The following is a 3596-nucleotide window of genomic DNA, read 5'->3' on the forward strand; positions in this document are numbered from 1 at the left end:
GAGTGCCAGGGCGAGGATGAGGGAGGTGTGTTTCATGAAGACGGGTCAGGGGGCGGAGTTTTGAACAAGGCAACTAAAGGAGCAAATGGGACTAACCTTTCACGATCGTGTCCACGGCGGCCTTGAGATCGGCAGGAATCGTCGCGGCGGCGGCCTTCTGGGTGTTGCTGGCCCCCTGCTCGATCCACCACTTAATGAGGGCGATTTCCTCCTTCGTGAGCTGCTCCTTGCCCTCCGGCGGCATGTGCTCATCCGCGTCCTCAGCCGAGATGATCGACTGGTAGGTGGCACTTTCCGCAGGCTTGCCAGGGACGATGTTTTTGTCACCGCTGTTTTCGCCGCCTTTCATGGTCCACTCGAAGGTGTCGAGCCGGAGCTCGCCTTTTTGTTTCTCCTCGCCGTGGCACTTGTTGCATTTCGCCTCAAAGATCGGGAGGATGACGTGCTGGAAGACGAGTTTATCACCACTGGCAGCCGGGACGGTCGTGGGCGGCGGAGTGGGCGCGGGAGGAGGCGGAGTGGGAGTGGTTTCGACGACCTTGGGAGGCACCGGAGCCGGCTCCTCGACTTTCTCAGGCTTCGGCTTCTCCACAAAGGCAAGCATCCACTTTTCCACGCTGGTCATCTGGCTCTTGATCGGCTCCGGGGCGTGTTCGGTGAGGAATTTGCTGCCGTGGCTCATGTTGCCGCCGAAATGCGCGCCGAGGCCCATGACTCCGAAGCTCAGAAAATACAGGGCGCGGTAGGCTTGCAGCAGTTCGTTGCTGCCACGCCCCATGGCAAGGATGCGCACCACCAACGCCACCAACACGCCCGCCGTGCCCAGAATGCCCATGGACTGGTGCAGGGTGAAGTTCCCGCCGACATAGCCGCCCTCGCGCGAGAGCATGATGCCCGCCAGCACGGCCAGCACCGCCCCTGCGGAGCCGACAAAGAGCGTCAGCAGAGCGGCAGCGCCGTATTGCGCCTCTCCACGACGGGTGACGCATAGAAGCTCCATCAGACACAGCAACCCCAGCGCCCCAACAGGCAGATGCAGCAGGATGGGATGAAACCGCCCGATGAATAGCACCGAACTCGAGGCCTCCGCAGTCGGAGCCTCGTAAAGCGGCGGGAAGAACACCAAGCCCAGCACAAACGCCACGATCAGCACCAACGTGGCGATCCAGGCAGTGGTGAAGGACTTGGGTTCATCGGAAGCATACGCAGGCGAAGACATGATTGGGAATCGGGAAGAGGGTTGGAGAGATATGGCACTTCTAGTAACGACGCTGCAATGAAAGATTCATCAGGAACCTCATGGCTGATGCTGCCAACTTTAGGGGCTCCTTTTGTCGGATACTGACCGTATCTTGCCATCCTCCCTTGCCCTTTTCATGCCCCGCACCGCCCTCCACTGGTTCCGCCGCGATCTCCGCCTCACCGACAACACCGCCCTCCACCATGCCGCCAAGGCCGCCGAGCAGGTCATTCCGGTATATGTACTCAGCGATTGGAAAAACAGCCACGGCTGGACCGGGCCGAACCGCCAGCAATTCCTCTGCGGGAATCTCGAATCGCTCGCCAAGAACCTCGAAACCCTCGGCAGCCGCCTCATCGTCCGTTGTGGCAAGGCGGATGCCGAACTGGAGCGCCTCGTGCGCGAGACGCAAGCCAACGCGATCTACTTCAATCGCGACTACGATCCCTTCGGCCGCGAGATGGAAAAGAAGATCGCCGCGCTCTGCACGCGCCTCGGCATCGAGTGCCACGGCTTTGACGACAGCGTCATGCACGCCCCAGAAAGCGTGCTCACGCTCAATGCCCAGCCCTATCGCGTTTACACGCCGTATTCCAAGAACTGGCTTGGCCTCGAAAAAGCAGCTCCGCTTCCCCGTGTGACCACCTTGGGACCCAAGGCGGCCGAAAGCATCTCCAGCCTGCCGCTGCCGACGCTCGCGCATTGGCATCTGCCCGCGCCCACGGCTCACATCGTGCCCTCCGGCGAGCGTGCGGCGCGTGATCGCATGAAGCACTTCATCGACAGCGGCCTCCTCAAAGGCTACACCGCCCATCGCAACACCCCGGCGGGTCAGACGACCTCCCTGCTCAGCCAGGATCTGCGCTACGGCCTCATCGGTATCCGCGAGCTGTATGCCCGCTGCGCCGCCCTCGAAAAAGGCAGCATCTACATCAAGGAACTCGCGTGGCGGGAGTTCTACTTCGCCATTTTGTGGTTCTACCCCGAGGTCTTCGAGCATGAGTTCGCTCCCGACTGGCGCGGCCTGTCCTGGCCGGGCACCGAGGCCGACTTCCAACGCTGGGCCACCGGCACCACCGGCTTCCCCATCGTCGATGCCGGCATGCGCCAGCTTTTGCAGACCGGCCTCATGCACAACCGCCTGCGCATGATCACCGCCATGTTCCTCACCAAGGATCTGCACTGCGACTGGCGCATGGGCGAGGCCTTCTTCATGCAGCAGCTCGTCGATGGCGAAAACGCCAGCAACAACGGCGGCTGGCAGTGGTCCGCCGGCACCGGAGCCGATGCCGCGCCCTACTTCCGCATCCAGAATCCCTGGCTGCAAAGCGCCCGCTTCGACCCGCAGGGCGAATACATCAAACGATGGGTGCCCGAGTTGAAGGACGTTCCCGCCCCGCTCCTCCACAAGCCCCCCAAGCCCGGCCTCCCGCTCGCCAAAGGCTACCCCCTCCCCATGGTCGATCACCACAAGGAACGAGATCGCTGCCTCGCGATCTTTGCGAAGCACAAGGCGGAGCGGAGTTGAAAGCTGAGCGCGTCATACCGGGCGAAGGCGTTTGGGACGAGAGCGAAACACCTGGCACGGCTCCGACTTTGGAATATTCACCCATGGAATTCACCTTCCCATGCCCTCGCAAACCGACAATTTTGTTGCCCAGCAACGGCATAGGAGGGTAAAACGACACCCATGAGCGACACAGTCCGTACTTTTCCGACAAAACCGTTGGCTATAAAGCTACTGATAAACCTCGCAATCTGTTAACCATCCACACTGTTAGACTGCTATGGTGCGCATATCGAAAAAAAAGCTTTGGTGCGGATTAGCCGTTACGATCATTTCTTTGGCAGCGTGGTTTTTTTGGCCAGCGTCGAACGAGTGGAGCTTCCATCGAGCATTGCCACGCTCCGCACAAGGTGTTCAGGAGTGGTATTGGGCAGACGGGTTTTTGCCGGATTACAGTTATCATCTGAAAGCGAGAATCACCCAGCAGGAGTTTGACAATTACGTCAAGAAGCTTGGTCTTACTCCGCACACTTTGGAGCGCGCTTATACCGATGACGTTCACTGGCTAAACTGGCAGGCTCTCCCTCAATTTACGAATGGATGGTTCGATCCTTCTGATTCCCTGACTGCCACATTTGTTTCACAGGAGGGAGATTGCTGGGCGTTCGCAAAATATGAGAAGGGAAATTTATATGTTACTTCACTCAACCATTGAGCAGCAGTCTAGGCGGTGTCTTTGCAAATCAAGCGAGGTGAGTTCTATCCAGGAGGGCGGCGAAAGTGATGAACCCCGCAAAGGATGAGGCGGTTTTGTCGGCACGCAAAGCGAGGCGTTTGTGTGCCTTCATG

At 59.5% G+C, this 3596-nt stretch carries 3 protein-coding genes; 2 read left to right on the top strand and 1 reads right to left on the bottom strand.

Annotated elements, in window-relative coordinates; translation table 11 throughout:
• Positions 1-91: 91 nt before the first annotated feature.
• The gene (locus ACILSI_RS26825) at positions 92-1219 is read right to left on the bottom strand and encodes a c-type cytochrome domain-containing protein (protein ID WP_395725003.1); all 1128 of its coding nucleotides are present in this window, start codon (positions 1217-1219) and stop codon (positions 92-94) included.
• Positions 1220-1376: 157 nt separating this feature from the next.
• Here ACILSI_RS26825 and ACILSI_RS26830 point away from each other — a divergent pair, with 157 nt between their 5' ends.
• Both ACILSI_RS26830 and ACILSI_RS26835 read left to right on the top strand, forming a co-directional pair.
• Positions 1377-2768, top strand: a complete 1392-nt coding sequence (locus ACILSI_RS26830) for a cryptochrome/photolyase family protein (protein WP_395725004.1) — start codon at positions 1377-1379, stop codon at positions 2766-2768.
• 259 nt (positions 2769-3027) lie between these two features.
• Positions 3028-3462 carry a hypothetical protein gene (locus ACILSI_RS26835; protein ID WP_395725005.1) on the top strand — a complete coding sequence of 145 codons (435 nt, stop codon included), beginning with the start codon at positions 3028-3030 and terminating at the stop codon, positions 3460-3462.
• Positions 3463-3596: the final 134 nt, after the last annotated feature.

Origin of the sequence: Prosthecobacter sp. (assembly GCF_044232965.1) — a bacterium.
Classification (GTDB): domain Bacteria; phylum Verrucomicrobiota; class Verrucomicrobiia; order Verrucomicrobiales; family Verrucomicrobiaceae; genus Prosthecobacter.

Coding starts and splice junctions, on each gene's coding strand:
- ACILSI_RS26830 (WP_395725004.1), top strand. CDS start 1,377: ATGCCCCGCACCGCCCTCCACTGGTTCCGCCGCGATCTCCGCCTCACC.
- ACILSI_RS26825 (WP_395725003.1), bottom strand. CDS start 1,219: ATGTCTTCGCCTGCGTATGCTTCCGATGAACCCAAGTCCTTCACCACT.
- ACILSI_RS26835 (WP_395725005.1), top strand. CDS start 3,028: ATGGTGCGCATATCGAAAAAAAAGCTTTGGTGCGGATTAGCCGTTACG.